Below are 14,300 nucleotides of genomic sequence, written 5' to 3' on the forward strand. Positions count from 1 at the left end.
CGACGCCGGGAAACCAATGACACGGGACGGCCCAGGCCAGTCCCGGAAGGAAACGCAGGAGGAAGCGACATGCCGCTCAACGGCTTGCGCGTGGTCGAGGTCGGCTGTCTGCCCGCCGCTGGTTATACGGCGCAATTGCTCGCAGGGTTCGGGGCCGAGGTGGTGAAAATCGAGCCGCCCGGGGGCGATCCTCTGCGCGGTCAGGCGCCGTTCGCTGGCGGCGGCCCGGAGGCGCAACATTCAGGCGCGACCGGCGCCGCGTACGCCTTTCTGGCGGTTGGAAAGCGCAGCGTCGTGTTCGACGGCGACGCGGCCGCACAGGAAGAAGCGATGGAGCGGCTGATCGCCGGCGCCGACGTGCTGATTGCCTCCGATGGCCCACCCTTCGGCCATCTGGACATCGCGGCCATCGCCGCCCGGCGTCCGGGGCTGGTCATTTGCGACGCATCGTGGTTTGGCCGCAGCGGACCCTACGCCGGCTGGCAGGGCGCTGACGCCGTCTGCCGGGCGCTGGCCGGTCTGGTGGAGAATGTTGGCCCGACGGAAGGCCCGCCGCTGGCCGCGCCGGAGTTTCAGGCGCTGGTCACCGCCGGCGTCTCCGGCTTCATCGGCGTGATGGGCGCGCTGTATGGGCGTGAGCGCCATGGCGGCGGTCAGGCGCTGGAACTGAGCGTGTTCGAATCCTGCATCGCCCATTCGGAATATCAGTGCGCCGACGGCTGGCTACGCGGCGCCGGCTTTCCACGGGGCGGCGTCAACCGCTTCGCCCCAACCTATCCGCTCGGCGTCTACCGCGCCGCCGATGGCTGGATCGGCCTGACGGTGGTGACGCCGGCGCAATGGCGCGAATTCTGCAATCTGCTCGGCCTGGAGCACTTCGCCGCCCGGGCCGACATGGCGACGGGCGAGATGCGGCTGGCCTTCGCCGACGAGCTGGACGCGATTTTCAACGAGCGCCTGTCGCAGCGGCCGATGGCGGAATGGTTCGCTGAAGCGCTGCGTCGCCGTCTGCCGATGGTTCCCGTCTGGGACATGGCGGAGATTGTCGGCAACCCGCAGTTCCGGGCGCGCGGCGCGATTGTCGACATCAGCGTCGACGGCCGCACGGCGGCGGCGCCGGGTTGCCCGCTGGCCCTCGCCGCGACGCCGCCACAACGCGGCGGCGTGGTCGAAGCGGCCGGCGCCTCCGCCCCGCCCGACTGGCCAGCGAAACCTGCGGGTCAGGCCGCAAGGGGCCTGCCGCTGGCCGGCGTCACCATCGTCGATCTCTCGATGGGCTGGGCCGGGCCCCTGTGCGGCCGGTTTCTCGCCGACCTGGGCGCGGACGTCATCAAGGTCGAGGCCTGTCGCTATCCCGACTGGTGGCGCGGCGTTGACGCAACGGAAGAGGTGTTTCGCGAGCGGCTCTACGAAAAGGCCGGCCGCTTCTGCGCGCTGAACCGCAACAAGCGCGGCGTCACCCTTGATCTCACGCACCCGGATGGCGTCGCCGCGCTCAAGCAGCTGGTTGCCCGGGCCGACGCGCTGATCGAGAACTACGCCGCCGACGTGCTGCCCAAGCTTGGCCTCGACTACGCGACCCTGCGTCAGGTCAATCCGCGGCTGGTGATGACCTCCATGTGCGCTTTCGGTTCGGCCGGACCGTGGAAGCAGGCGCGCGCCTATGGTTCGACCCTGGAGCAGGCCTCCGGTCTGCCCAGCATCGTCGGCCGCCCCCAGGATCCGCCGACGATGGGGCATATCGCCTATGGCGACGCCACCGGCGGCCTGAACGGCGCCGCCGCCACCCTGGTCGCCCTGCTGCACCAGTTGCGCTCCGGCGAGGGCCAGCACATCGACCTGTCGCAGGTGGAGTGCCTGATGCCGATGACGGCGCCGGCGATGATCGCCGCCTCGCTGGGCGCGGCGCCGGCCCGAACCGGCAGCCGCCACCCGGCTTTCGCCCCGCACAATTGCTACGCCGCCCAGCCGGACCCGGCCAGCGCCGACTGGCGCGTGCAGGGCGTGCAGATGCCGGCGCCAACCAATCCGCCGCCAGGGACTCGGGCCGAAGGCTGGGTGGTGATCGCCGTCACCGACGACGCCATGTGGCCAGCGCTGGCCAACGCCATCGGTCGGGCGGATCTGGCCAACGATCCGGCGCTGGCGACCGCCGCAGGGCGCAAGGCGCGGGAGGACGACATTGACGACGCCATAAACGCCTGGTGCGCCGGACGCACGGCGACGCAGGCCATGGAGACCTTGCAGCAGGCCGGCGTGGCCGCCGGCCGCGCCCGGCCGGCGCTTGACCTTTACAACGATCCGCATCTGGCGGCGCGCAACTACTGGCGCATCGCCCGCCGGGCGTGGATTGGCGACTTTCCCCACAGCGCCACGCCGTTCCGCGACGCCGGCGCAACCGGGGCGCCGCCCGTGCGCTTTCCGGCTCCGACCCTGGGCGAGCACAGCGTCGCTGTGTTGCGCGAGGTGATTGGCCTGTCCGAAGCCGGGATCGCCGCCCTGTTCGCCGGCGAAGTCACCGGCACGGAGGCGCTGCCGCCGCGCCCGCGCAGCATGGCGGCGGGGTGAAGCGGGCGGGCATCCCCGCGCCCCGCCGGTTGCGGGGCTCGCCTGACGGCCGCGCCGGCGCTACACAGGACGCAGCAATACGGGAGGAATGAAACGATGACCGTCAACCGGCAATGGGTGCTGCGGCGCAGGCCCGACGACGCCATATCCGAGGGCGATCTGGAGCTGGTCGAAAGACCGCTCCCCATGCTGACGGACGGCGAGGTGCTGTGCCGCAACATCTATCTGTCGCTCGACCCCACCCAGCGCATCTGGATGAGCGATCGCGAGCAGTATCTGCCGCCGGTGGGCATCGGCCAGCCGATCCGGGGCGGCGTCATCAGCGTCGTCGCCGACAGCCGCTCCACCGCCTTCCGCCCCGGCGACATCGTCCGGCCGGCCATCGGCGCCTGGGAGGACTACACCGTCGCGCCCGAAAAGCTGGTGCGGCCGTTGCAGGATCTCGGCGGCGCGCCGCTGACCGCCTGGATGAGCGTGCTCGGCTCGACCGGCCTCACTGCCTATTTCGGCCTGATGGACATCGGCCAGCCAAAGCCGGGCGAGACCGTTGTTGTTTCCGCCGCCGCCGGGGCCGTGGGTTCGATCGTGGCGCAGTTGGCGAAAATGCAGGGCTGCCGTGTTGTCGGCATCGCCGGTGGTCCCGACAAATGCGCCTGGCTGCGCGACGACCTGAAGCTGGATGGAGTCATCGACTATCGCAACGAGGACGTGGGCGCGGCGCTCGACCGGCTGTGCCCCGATGGCGTCGACGTCAATTTCGAGAACGTCGGCGGGCCGATCATGGACGCCGTGTTCAGCCGGATGAACGATTTCGGCCGCATGCCGCTGTGCGGCATGATCTCCACCTACAACAACGAGGGGCCCGTGCCCGGCCCCACTGACTTCAGCCGCATCCTGATGCGCCGCCTGCTGGTGAAGGGCTTCATCGTCATCGACTATTTCCCGCGCGCCGCCGAGGCGCTGGGGGTGCTGACGCCGCTGGTGCGCGATGGCCGGCTGAAGTGGAAAACCCACGTGGTGCAGGGCCTGGAGAACGCCGCCAGCAGCCTCGGCCTGCTGTTCAGCGGCGGCAATGACGGCAAGCTGCTGGTGCAGGTCGGGCCGGAGCCGTAAGCCGCCGGAACGGACGACGCCAGACAGGCGACGTCGGAGCACGATCCTCATCCCCGAACTGCGAAGCAACGTCCGGGATGGGGCTGATCGCCCTCCAGCATGCCGGACGCGACACATTCACCGTTGCGGTTGGCCGGGTGAGGCGATCCGGGGCGTTTTCGCGAAAAGTTGACGCCGATTCTCGCGAATAAATTTCATTAAATCAAAGAGATGCAGCGTTCCCGGCGCGCCGGCAACGCTGTAACGGGAACGGATCCGGCGCCATGACGCGACGGACAGTCACCCAAACAGGACAGGGAACGCGACAGGTGGATCTGCAACTTCAGGACAAGGTGATTTTCGTCGCCGGAGCCAGCCGCGGCATCGGACGCGGCATCGTCGAGACGTTGCTGGCGGAAGGCGCCAGGGTCGCCATGACGGCGCGCGGCGCCGGGGCGCTGGAAACGGCGCGGGCCGAACTGGCGGAACGGTATGGCGCCGACAGGCTGTGGACCTTTGCCGGCGACATGCGCCAGAGCGCGGTGATCGACGACGCTCTGGCGCGGACGGAGGCCGAATTCGGCCCGGTGTGGGGCGCGGTGGCCAATGTGGGTCTGCACCCCTGCCCGCCCGGCTTCGAGGTCGATGATGAAACCTGGGACGCCGGTTTCATGCAAAATCTCGATTCAGCATTTCGCCTGGCCCGCGGCGCCCTGCGGCTGATGACGCCGCGCAAGGAAGGCGCCCTGCTGATGATCAGCTCGATCGCCGGCCTCGGAGCGCTGGGCACGACGCTGACCTATGGCACGGCCAAGGCGGCGATGAACCACATGACCAAGGAACTGGCCCGCATTGCCGGCGGCAGCAATGTGCGGATCAACGCCATCGCGCCCGGCAACATCGTGTTCCCGGGCGGCGAATGGGAAGCCCGCGCCAATGGCGAGCGCGCCGACGCCTGGAACAAATGGATCCGCCGTGAGGTGCCGCTGCGCCGTTTCGGCCATCCGGAAGAAATCGGCGCCATGGCGGCCTGGCTGCTGAGCCCGCGCGCCAGCTTCGTCACCGGCGCCATCGTGCCGGTGGACGGCGGCCAGACGCGCTGAACCGCGAGAGCGCGATCCCGCTCCATTGGAACGCCCGGCGGTCCAATGGAGCAGCAATCGCTCACCACATGCCGGGTAGAGGCGGATCAGGCCTTGCTCTTTGAGGCAGCGCGTCTTTCCAGGCCAGAGCGTCTTGCCAGGCCAGACGTCTTGCCCGCCGACGTTCAATCGGGCCCATAACGCAATCAGAACCATGAACACGCCGGATCATGTCCAACGCGTCATGCCCGCGTGCTGTGGGACCTCCACGCCCTGACGCGGGGGGCTTGTGCAATGGTCAGGATATGCCTCCCTTCCGTGGGGTGGCCGGGGGCAAGCCCGACCGTCACGGAGAAAGGCGACGACGCGCGCCAACGGCCGGTCGTCGCACGCCAGCCATCGTCTCCAGATTACTTCCGCGTTTCGCCGCCGCCAGCGGCGCCGCCACCGCCAGCGCGATTGAAGAAGCGACCGAACATGTCGCGCATCATTTCCTGGCTGGCGGGAACCGCTGCGAACCAGGTCTTCAGCATACCCTCGGGCGAGAAGCGCTCCATCTCGACCATCATGCGCCGTTCCATTTCAGCCAGAACCGCCTTCTGGATCGGCTCGACGTCTGGCAAACCCAGCAGTTGCCGCGCTTCAACCGGCGTGCAGTCAACGTTGATCGTGAATTTCATCGCGTTTCCCCTCATCTGTCTTCTTGCAGATTGTTGCCTGCGCCGTCGCCGGCGACAAGCGGCGCATGAACCCGCGCCAGTCCCGTTTTGTCCCTTCGTCGCGCCATCCGCCCGCGCCGGTCCGGGCTTTCAACCTGTCCGTCTGATCTGGCGCGATTTATGCGCAGGGAGCGACATCCCCTTACGGAAAGCCGCGCCAGGCGAACGCCGGGGAACAGGCGATCACATCCCGACGCCGCCATCGGCCTCAATGATCTGGCCGGTGATGAAATCGGACTCCGGCAGGCAGAACAGCAGCACCGCGCCAGCTGCGTCTTCCGGGGCTCCGCCCCGGCGCAGCGGCGTCTGCGCATACAGATTGTCGCGTATTTCCTGCGTCAGGCCGACGCGATGGCGGCGACCGGCGACCTCGATAGACGTCTCCCCCGCGATAACCTGGGTCAGACGGGTCTCGATCAGGCCGAAAGCCACCGCGTTCACGGTAACGCCAAGCGGCCCCCATTCACGCGCGAGGCTCTTGGTGAGACCGATCAGCCCGGCCTTGGCCGAGGAATAGCCGATCTGCTTCCAGGCCCCGTGCGTGCCCGAAACCGACGAGACGTTGACCATCTTGCGGGCCTGGCGCCGTACGCCGCCCTGCGCCGCGTCGCGCTCCTCGCGCGCCCGTTCGACCAGCCATGGGTTCCAGGCGCGGGCGATGCGGAACGCCGCCTTCAGGTGGACGTCCTGCATCGCGTCCCACTGCTCATCGGTGGTGGCGCCGATCCCCGCGTTCCAGATGTAGCCGGCGTTGTTGACGACGATATCGGCGCCGCCGAAGCCGTGAATGGCCGTGGCGATGAAATCCCCGGCAAAGCCAGGCGCGGTGACGTCGCCGGCGCAGGCCAGGGCCCGCCCGCCTGCGGCGGTGACCGCCGCGACGGTCTCGGCGGCCGGGCCGGCGTCAAGGTCGTTGACGACGACCGCGGCGCCCTCGGCGGCCAGCTTCAGCGCCAGAGCCGCGCCGGCCCCACGCCCCGCCCCACTGACCAGGGCGACCTTATCTTCAAGACGTTTCATGCATGCATCCCGCCATCAGCCAGCATCGGCAAAAGCCGCCGGCGCGCCCCCCTGATCCAGTCCCTGCCGCGCAAGGGAGCGTCGCCCTCGATGGAGCGCCTGCGCCAGGCCACCAGACCAGCGCGGCTCCGCAACCAGGATGCCGGAACCGCGCAGCTCGAAGATGACGCCATGCGCCGCCTGGGCTCAGCCCGAACCCAATGAGGCGAACTCATCGGGGTTCGACTTCACTCCACGTAGTCCCAGCTGGCTCCGTTGAACTTCTGCAGGCGCATGTAGGTGACGACGGCGTAATTGTCCGGGCTGGTGTTGATGCTTCCCTCCGGCAGCAGGAAGGGATTCTTGTAATCCTTCAGATTGGCCGCCTGCTTCATGATGTTTTCACGGGTCAGGTCGTCGCCGGCCATCTTCAGCACGTGTTCCAGCGCCATGGCGTAGGAAATGCCGGCCATGTACAGGGAGTCGGAGGCGTCGGCGCCTGGCATGTTCTCCTTCATCCAGGAGAGATACCATTTGACGTCCGCGTCATTGGCCCATTTGGGATCCGTGGCGTCCTTGCCGAAACCGGCGGTCAGCACGCCTTTGGAGTTTTCGAGACCCGCCGGCTTCAACGTGGCGCCGACCGAGGCCGAACCCAGGTGCAGGAAGGTCATCGGCTTCCAGTTCAGGTCCGCCAGCTTGGTGATGGCCTGGGCCGTCTGCTTGGCGTAAGCGAACAGGAACAGCACGTCGACATTGGCGTTCTTGAGAATGACCAGCTGGCTGTCGATCGTCGGGTCTGTCGCCTGGAAGCTCTGGGTGTTGACAATCATCTTGTCAGCCTTGTCGCCAAGCCCCTGCTTCAGGCCGTTCAGCAGATCCTTGCCATAGTCGTCATGCTGGTAAAGCACGCCAATTCTGGCGTCGGGCTTGGTTTTCAGCACGTATCTGGCGTAGAAGGCCGCCTCCTTGTTCAGGTTCGGCTGCCACCCCATGACATAAGGGAAGTTCTTGGGATCATTGAAGGCGGACGAGCCGGCGGCGATGAACAGCAGCGGCACCTTCTTCGCATTGAGATAGGGCCGGATCGCCATGTTGATCGGCGTGCCGAGGTTGCCGAAGATCAGCGCGACCTCGTCCTTCTCCACCAGCGAGCGGGCGTTCTCGACGGCCTTCGGGGTCTGGTAGCCGTCATCGCGGCTGATAAAGGTGATCTTGCGGCCGTTGACGCCGCCCTTCTTCTCGTTCAGCCATTTGAAATAGGCGGCCTGGGCCTGGCCAAGCCGGCCATAGGCCGAGGCCGGGCCGCTGTGGGCGATGGTCTGGCCGACCTTGATCTCGGTTGCCGACGTGCCAGGACCATATTTGGCCTCGGCAAAGGCGGCGCCGGCGGCAAGCGTCGCGCCGGCGAGCGCGGCGATGGTTCCAAGCCACGCCCGCGCGCGCCATGTGTGAATCGACATGCGTTTGCTCCCTGATGGCGGCGAACCCTTTGCCGGATTCGCCCTGTTTTGCCATCAATGAGAGAGCAGCGGCCTGTCAGTTGTCAATCCACGAAGTCCCAGCTTTTCCCATTAAATTTCTGCAACTTCATGTAGGTGACGATGGCGTAATTGTCTGGCGCGGTGTTGATATAGCTGCCGGGCAACAGCAGTTCCGGGCGGAACTTCTTCAGATTCCCGACCTGCTTCATGATGTTCTCGCGGGTCAGGTCGTCGCCCGCCTGCTTCAGCACCTGCTCCAGAGTCTGCGCGGTGGCGAAGCCCATGGCGTAAAGCGCGTCGTTGGTGTCGGCGCCTGGCATGTTTTCCTTCATCCACGCCAGCCATTCCTTCACCGCCGGATCGTCCTTCCACTGCGGGTCGCTCGGGTCCTTGGCGAAGCCGGCGGTCATCACGCCCACCGACTTGTCGAGGCCAGCCGGCTTCAGCGTGGCGCCGACCGAGGCCGAACCAAGGTGCAGGAAGGTCGCCGGCTTCCAGTTCAGGTCCGCCGCCTTGCTGATCGCCTGGGCGGCCTGCTTGGCGTAGGTGAACAGGAACAGCGCGTCGGCGCCAGCGTTCTTCAGGATCACCATCTGGCTGTCGACGGTCGGGTCCGTTGGCTGGAACATCTGGGCGCTGACAATCATTTTGTCAGCCTTGTCGCCGAGCCCTTCCTTGAGGCCCGCCAGCATGTCCTTGCCGAAGTCGTCGTTCTGGTACAGCACGCCGATCCTGGCGTTCGGATTAATCTTCAGCAGCTGTTTGGCGTAGAACTTCGCCTCGTCATGCAGGTTCGGCTGCCAGCCCGTGGTCCAGGGATATTTCTTTGGATCGTTGAAGGCGGACGAGCCAGCGGCGTTGAACAGGTGCGGCACCTTCTTGGCGTTCAGGTAGGGCCGGATCGCCATGTTCACCGGCGTTCCCAGCACGCCGAAAATCAGCGCCACCTCATCGCCCTCCACCAGGGAGCGCACGTTCTCGACGGCCTTTGGCGGCTGGTAGCCGTCATCGCGGCTGATGAAGGTGATCTTGCGGCCGTTAATGCCGCCCTTCTTCTCGTTCAGCCACTTGAAATAAGCGGTCTCGACCTTGCCGAGATTGCCGTAAGCCGACGCGGGGCCGCTATAGGCGATGGTCTGCCCGATCCTGATTTCCTTGTCAGAGGTTCCGGGGCCATATTTGGCTTCAGCCTGCGCGGCGGTTGCGCCCAGAACCATCGCCGCGCCAGCCAACAGGGCGCGGACGCGCAAAAACGTCTTCATAGCTTCCTCCCGACGGGCCAGAGACGGCCCGCACCGTTATTTGATCGGGCTAACCTGGCCAGTTTGCTGCGTGGGTCAAGCAAAAGTGACGTCCGGTCAGGCGTCGCCCCCTTGAAAACTCCCCTTGACGTCGCTGCAGGTCAGCCGCGCGCCTTGCCGCCCTCCAGCCCCGCAGCGCGCCGGTAAGCGGCGTAGGCGGGCTGATCGACCGCCAGCTTTTCCAGGGTGGCGGCGTAGAGATGGTCGATGACGGCCGGATCGTCCGCGTTCACGGCGCCGGAGGCGATGCCCGCCGCCAGCGCGCCATTCAGCGTGGCCAGATCGCCGTCCTGCCCCAGCAGCGCCACAAGCCGGCCGCGCTCGGCGGCGTCGCCCTGCCCGGCCTGCGCCAGTTGCCGCAACGCCAGATCAATGGCGTTGGCGGCGACGCGGACGTGGAAAACCTTGTCAGCCGGCGCAACCGGCATCAGTTCGTTGCGCAGCCAGCCGGCGACGGCGGTCAGCAGCTCCTGGGGTGTGGGTTCGTCCTGCATGGCGTCTCCAGTAGCGTCAGGCCCGCGGGGCGATCAGGTTGAGAAGGTCGATCTCGGTTTCGGAGGCGCGGCGGGCGATCATCGCCCGTTCGACGCCGGCGTCGAGACCGGAGCGGAAGGTGTCGATCATGCCGGTGCAGGCGATGCCCCAGCGCAGGGAGCCGAGCGCCTCCCAGAACCGCACCTGCTGCGGATCGACCTTGCGGCCGCCGGCCTTTTCATAGCCGGCGAACAGTTGCTCGCGACTGCCGAATCCGCCGGCCGGCTTGTCGAGCGCGCCAAAGCGCCAGGAGTTGACGCAGATCCACGCCAGATCCTCCATCGGATCGCCGAGATGGGCGATTTCCCAGTCGAGCACGGCGCGGACGCCGTCGGGGCCGATGATCAGGTTGCCATTACGGAAATCGCCATGCACCAGCACCGGCTGCGCCGGATCGGGCGGGCAGCGCTCCGCCAGCCAGCGAAACGCCAGCTCGAACACCGGTTTGTGCAGGTTCATGCCGCGCCAGCGCCGCAGCAGGTCATCCAGTTGCTGGCGCGCCGGCGACAGCCTGAGCGGCGGCAGGGCCGCGACGTCGACCTTTGCGATGTGGGCGAGAATGCCGCCGCACTGCTCCGCCAGAAACGTGCGGGCCTGGGCGAATTCCGCGTCGCGCAGAATCTTCCGGGCAATGGTTTCGCCCTCGACGCGGCGGGTGATGAAACCGCGTCCGACGCCATCCTCCGGCGCCAGCACGTGGATCACCTCGGGCACGGGCACACCCCCGGCCCCGGCGGCGCGGATCACCGCCGCCTCGGTTTCGAGGCCAGCGGCGCCATCGGCCTGGCGCCAGCCGCCGGGCGCGCGACGCAGGATCAACCCCACATCCACGGCGGAGCCGCCGACGGCGCGGAACGCCCAGGTCTCCTGGCTCGCGCCGCCAGAAAGCCGCGTCATGTCGACAACGGCCGTGGCTCCTGGCGCCAGTTGGCCAGCGATGCGGGAAAGCTCATGGGTGAGCAACGCCTGATCGTCGAGAGTCGTGCGCGCGGCGATTGCGTCCGTTGCTGGCTTCATGGCTCCCCCTGCTCCCACCACGGATATTGGGACGGCATGTCCTGCGAAACCTTGCCCGGGAATGACGGTTTGCGCTTGTCGAGAAACGCCTGCACGCCCTCGCGCACGTCGGCGTGGGCGCCACGCTCCATCGACATCGGGCCATCAATGGACAGCAGATGCCGTGGATCGGGCTGGGTGGCGTAGCGCCACAGCAACTGCCGGGTCAGCGCCACGGAAACCGGGGCGGACTCGGCCGTCATTTCGATGGCGATGGCCTTGGCCCGGGCCAGCAGATCCTCCGGCGCCGTCACCTCCTCGACCAGGCCGCCGCGCAGCGCCTCTTCCGCGCCAAAGGTGGAGCCGGTGATCGACCAGCGCAATGCCTGGGGCAGGCCAACGATCTGCGGCAGGAACCAGGCGCTGCCCGCCTCCGGCACCAGACCGCGCCGGGCGAAAATGAAACCGATTTTGGCGTTGGACGAACAGATGCGCACGTCCATCGGCAGGGTCATGGTGGCGCCGACGCCAACGCAGCCGCCATTGATCGCCGCGATCGACGGCTTGCGACAGTTGAAGATGGCGTGGACGAAACTGACGCCGGTCGAGCGGCCGCCATTGGCGAGGCGCTGGCCGAAATTGCCGGCGCCGTGCGGATCGGTCGTATCGAAGCTCTTCGCGCCGGCCGATACATCGGCCCCGGCGCAGAAGGCGCGGCCGGCGCCGGTCATCACCACCGCGCGCACGCTGTCATCGGCGTCGGCGCGCTGGAAGGCGTCGGCGATCTCCATCCCCATCACGCCGGTAAAAGCGTTCAGCTTGTCCGGACGGTTGAGGGTGATCACCATCACCGGCCCGTCCTGCTCACAAAGGATCTGCGTATAGTCCATGACGCCCTTCCCTGTCGGCGCGGTTTCTGCGCCGCCCTGTTTCTTGCCGGGCTTCCCGGTTTCCTGCCTCAGATGTTGCGGCCGACGCCGGACCAGAACGGCTCGCGCAGCTTGCGTTTGAAGATCTTGCCGGTGTCTTCGCGCGGCAGCGTATCGGCGAACTCGATGTGACGCGGGATCTTGTAGCTGGCCAGGCGTTGGCCAAGGTCGGCGCGCACCGCATCCGCGTCGAGATCAGCGCCCGGCTTCGGCTGGATGAAGGCGCAGACCTGCTCGCCATATTCAGCGTCGGGAATGCCAAACACGGCGCAGTCGGCGACGCCAGGGGTGCGCATCAGCTCCGCCTCGATTTCGGCCGGATAAATGTTGGTGCCGCCGAAGATGATCATGTCGCTGGCGCGACCAGAGAGGTGCAGGAAGCCATCGGCGTCGAAATAGCCGACGTCGCCGGTGGCGACGAGGCCGCCGCGATCAGCCTTGCGCCGTTTGGCGTCGTCGCCGTGATAGGTGAAATCCGGATAGGTCGGCCGCAGGCAGACCACCTCGCCGGATTCGCCCTGCGGCAGCAGATTGCCGTTCTCATCCATGATGACGACTGTGGTGCCGGGCACGGCGCGGCCGACGGTTCCGGGATGATCCAGCCACTCCTGGCCGGTGCAATAGGTCACGGCGCCGACTTCGGTGGAGCCGTAGTGCTCGGAGATCACCGGCCCCCACCAGTCGAGCATGGCGCGCTTGACGTGCGGCGGACAGGGCGCGCCCACATGCATGACATGGACGACGGAGGACAGGTCGTAACGGTTGCGCACGTCTTCCGGCAGCGCCAGCATGCGCACGAACATGGTCGGCACAGCCAGCACATGGCTGATGCGGTGACGTTCGATCAGCGCCAGCATGCGCTCCGGGTCGAAGCGCGGTTCGACGACGAGATTGGCGCCGATGTTGAAGAAAATGAACATCCAGCCGTTGGGGCTGGAGTGATAGGCCGGGCCGGGAATCAGCAGCGTCGCTTCGTGCAGCGGCCTGTCCCAATGGGTCAGACCGCCGACGAGGCGCAGCATTTCCAGGCTGGATTCCATCTGCTCCGGCGTCGGCGGATTGCGGCGCACGCCCTTGGGATTTCCCGTGGTGCCAGAGGTGTAGATCATCGATCCGGGGGCCGTCTCGAACGGCTCCTCCAGCGGCGCATGATTTGCCTGCCAGGCGTCCCAGTCCGCGGCGCCAGCGGGGATGGCGGCGGCTTCGGCGCTGACCCGGTAGGGCGCGCGGAGGTTCTCTGGCGTTTCAGCGACCAGCACATGCACGCCGGCTGGAATCACATCGCGCACCGCGCGGTAAAGATCGGCGTGGATCACCAGCACTTTCGCGCCGGAATCCTGCAGCACATAACGGGCTTCCTCCGGCGTATTGTGCCAGTTGACCGGCGTGACATGGGCGCCGACGAGGCCAGCCCCCACCGTCGCCTCCATAAATCCGAAGCTGTTGCGCATATAAACGGCGACCACGTCGCCGCGCCCGACGCCAAGCTCGCGAAAACCCCGCGCGGCGCGGCGGGCGGCGAGATGCATCTGCGCCTTGCTGCGAACTTCATCGCCAATCCGCACCCAACTGTCCGGCGCGACGTCAGCGGCGCCGACGGGATCGATGGCTGCCTGTTGCGTGCTCATGGGTGACTCCCCGATGTTTCCGCCTGGAAGCGCGCCGGAGGATGATGGCCTCGTCGACGCGCGACCTGCAACTGTCTCATGAACCCTGGCGCAACCTCGCGGTCGCGCCCGTTGACTTCAGCGACCGGTGAACATGGGCTCGCGCTTCTCCAGGAAGCTGCGCACGCCCTCCCGGTGATCTTCCGTGGCGAACAGGCGGTAGATCACATCAATGGCCCAGCCACCGACATCAACCGGATCGCCGCCATGGGCGCGGCGCAGCCCTTCCTTCATGTAGCGCAGGGCCAGCGGCGGGTTGGCGGCGATGCGCCCGGCCAGCGCCATGGCGCGCGGCATCAGCTCCGCGTGCGGGGTCAGTTCGCTGACGAGGCGGATGCGCGCCGCCTCCTCCGCCGTGATCACGTCGCCGGTATACAGCAGACGCGCCGCCATCTCCGGGCCAACGATCGCGGGCAGACGCAGCAGGCCGCCCACATCGCAGATCAGCCCACGACGGATGAACAGCTCGGCGAACTTCGCTTTTTCGGAGGCGACGCGGATGTCGGCGTAGAGCGCCAGCTCCATGCCCCAGCCGACGGCGGCGCCGTTGACGGCGGCGATCACCGGCACGCTGCACTCCAGCGCCGCCATGGCGGCGGGCGTCGGCGGCCGGCGCGCCTGCACGTTGAGGGCCGGGGCGGCCGGCTTCTCGCCGGTCATCATCTCCTTGACGTCCTCGCCAGAGCAGAACGCCGGGTCGGCGCCGGTGACCACGACGCAGCGCACGTCATTGTCGGCGGACGCCGCCAGAAAAGCGGCGCGCACCTCGTCATAGGCGCGGCGGTTCAGGGCGTTATGGCGCTCGGGCCGGTTGAGGGTGATGACCGCGACATGGTCCTTCACCTCATACAGCAGATGCATGAACGCATCGGGCGCAACAGGCGCGCTGGTCATGGCGTTTCTTCCCGGACTGTTATGTTTCTGGTTGT

General features: G+C 67.2%; 12 protein-coding genes. 3 read left to right on the plus strand and 9 right to left on the minus strand.

Annotation, left to right across the window (positions count from 1 at the left end; genetic code table 11):
• Window positions 1-69 precede the first annotated feature (69 nt).
• The 3 genes from IE243_RS11460 to IE243_RS11470 all read left to right on the plus strand — a co-directional run bounded on the left by IE243_RS11460 (window position 70) and on the right by IE243_RS11470 (window position 4,763).
• Entirely contained in the window at window positions 70-2,568 is a 2,499-nt protein-coding gene (locus IE243_RS11460) for a CaiB/BaiF CoA transferase family protein (protein WP_191319531.1), read from the plus strand.
• A 96-nt stretch (window positions 2,569-2,664) separates the two neighbouring features.
• Window positions 2,665-3,681 carry an NADP-dependent oxidoreductase gene (locus IE243_RS11465; protein ID WP_191319532.1) on the plus strand — a complete coding sequence of 339 codons (1,017 nt, stop codon included), beginning with the start codon at window positions 2,665-2,667 and terminating at the stop codon, window positions 3,679-3,681.
• A 263-nt stretch (window positions 3,682-3,944) separates the two neighbouring features.
• On the plus strand, window positions 3,945-4,763 hold the full coding sequence (locus IE243_RS11470; protein WP_244643081.1) for an SDR family NAD(P)-dependent oxidoreductase: 819 nt from the start codon (window positions 3,945-3,947) through the stop codon (window positions 4,761-4,763).
• 389 nt (window positions 4,764-5,152) lie between these two features.
• Here the strand turns inward: IE243_RS11470 and IE243_RS11475 are convergent, their stop codons facing one another.
• The 9 genes from IE243_RS11475 to IE243_RS11515 all read right to left on the minus strand — a co-directional run bounded on the left by IE243_RS11475 (window position 5,153) and on the right by IE243_RS11515 (window position 14,265).
• Complete coding sequence (locus IE243_RS11475) at window positions 5,153-5,422, minus strand: DUF6489 family protein (RefSeq protein WP_191319533.1); 270 nt, start codon at window positions 5,420-5,422, stop codon at window positions 5,153-5,155.
• Window positions 5,423-5,644: 222 nt separating this feature from the next.
• Entirely contained in the window at window positions 5,645-6,481 is an 837-nt protein-coding gene (locus tag IE243_RS11480; protein ID WP_191319534.1) for an SDR family NAD(P)-dependent oxidoreductase, read from the minus strand.
• Between the two features lie 227 nt (window positions 6,482-6,708).
• A complete protein-coding gene (locus IE243_RS11485; protein WP_191319535.1) occupies window positions 6,709-7,923 on the minus strand; it encodes an ABC transporter substrate-binding protein in 1,215 nt (404 codons plus the stop codon).
• Window positions 7,924-8,006: 83 nt separating this feature from the next.
• Window positions 8,007-9,206 carry an ABC transporter substrate-binding protein gene (locus IE243_RS11490; protein ID WP_191319536.1) on the minus strand — a complete coding sequence of 400 codons (1,200 nt, stop codon included), beginning with the start codon at window positions 9,204-9,206 and terminating at the stop codon, window positions 8,007-8,009.
• Between the two features lie 140 nt (window positions 9,207-9,346).
• Window positions 9,347-9,739, minus strand: a complete 393-nt coding sequence (locus tag IE243_RS11495; RefSeq protein ID WP_191319537.1) for a DUF6285 domain-containing protein — start codon at window positions 9,737-9,739, stop codon at window positions 9,347-9,349.
• A 16-nt stretch (window positions 9,740-9,755) separates the two neighbouring features.
• Window positions 9,756-10,742 carry a phosphotransferase family protein gene (locus tag IE243_RS11500; protein ID WP_373301669.1) on the minus strand — a complete coding sequence of 329 codons (987 nt, stop codon included), beginning with the start codon at window positions 10,740-10,742 and terminating at the stop codon, window positions 9,756-9,758.
• A gap of 50 nt (window positions 10,743-10,792) precedes the next feature.
• Window positions 10,793-11,665, minus strand: a complete 873-nt coding sequence (locus IE243_RS11505) for an enoyl-CoA hydratase-related protein (RefSeq protein WP_191319538.1) — start codon at window positions 11,663-11,665, stop codon at window positions 10,793-10,795.
• A gap of 68 nt (window positions 11,666-11,733) precedes the next feature.
• Entirely contained in the window at window positions 11,734-13,332 is a 1,599-nt protein-coding gene (locus IE243_RS11510; RefSeq protein WP_191319539.1) for an acyl-CoA synthetase, read from the minus strand.
• A gap of 117 nt (window positions 13,333-13,449) precedes the next feature.
• A complete protein-coding gene (locus tag IE243_RS11515; protein WP_210319849.1) occupies window positions 13,450-14,265 on the minus strand; it encodes an enoyl-CoA hydratase/isomerase family protein in 816 nt (271 codons plus the stop codon).
• Window positions 14,266-14,300: the final 35 nt, after the last annotated feature.

Origin of the sequence: Camelimonas fluminis (genome assembly GCF_014656355.1) — a bacterium.
Classification (GTDB): Bacteria; Pseudomonadota; Alphaproteobacteria; order Rhizobiales; family Beijerinckiaceae; genus Camelimonas; species Camelimonas fluminis.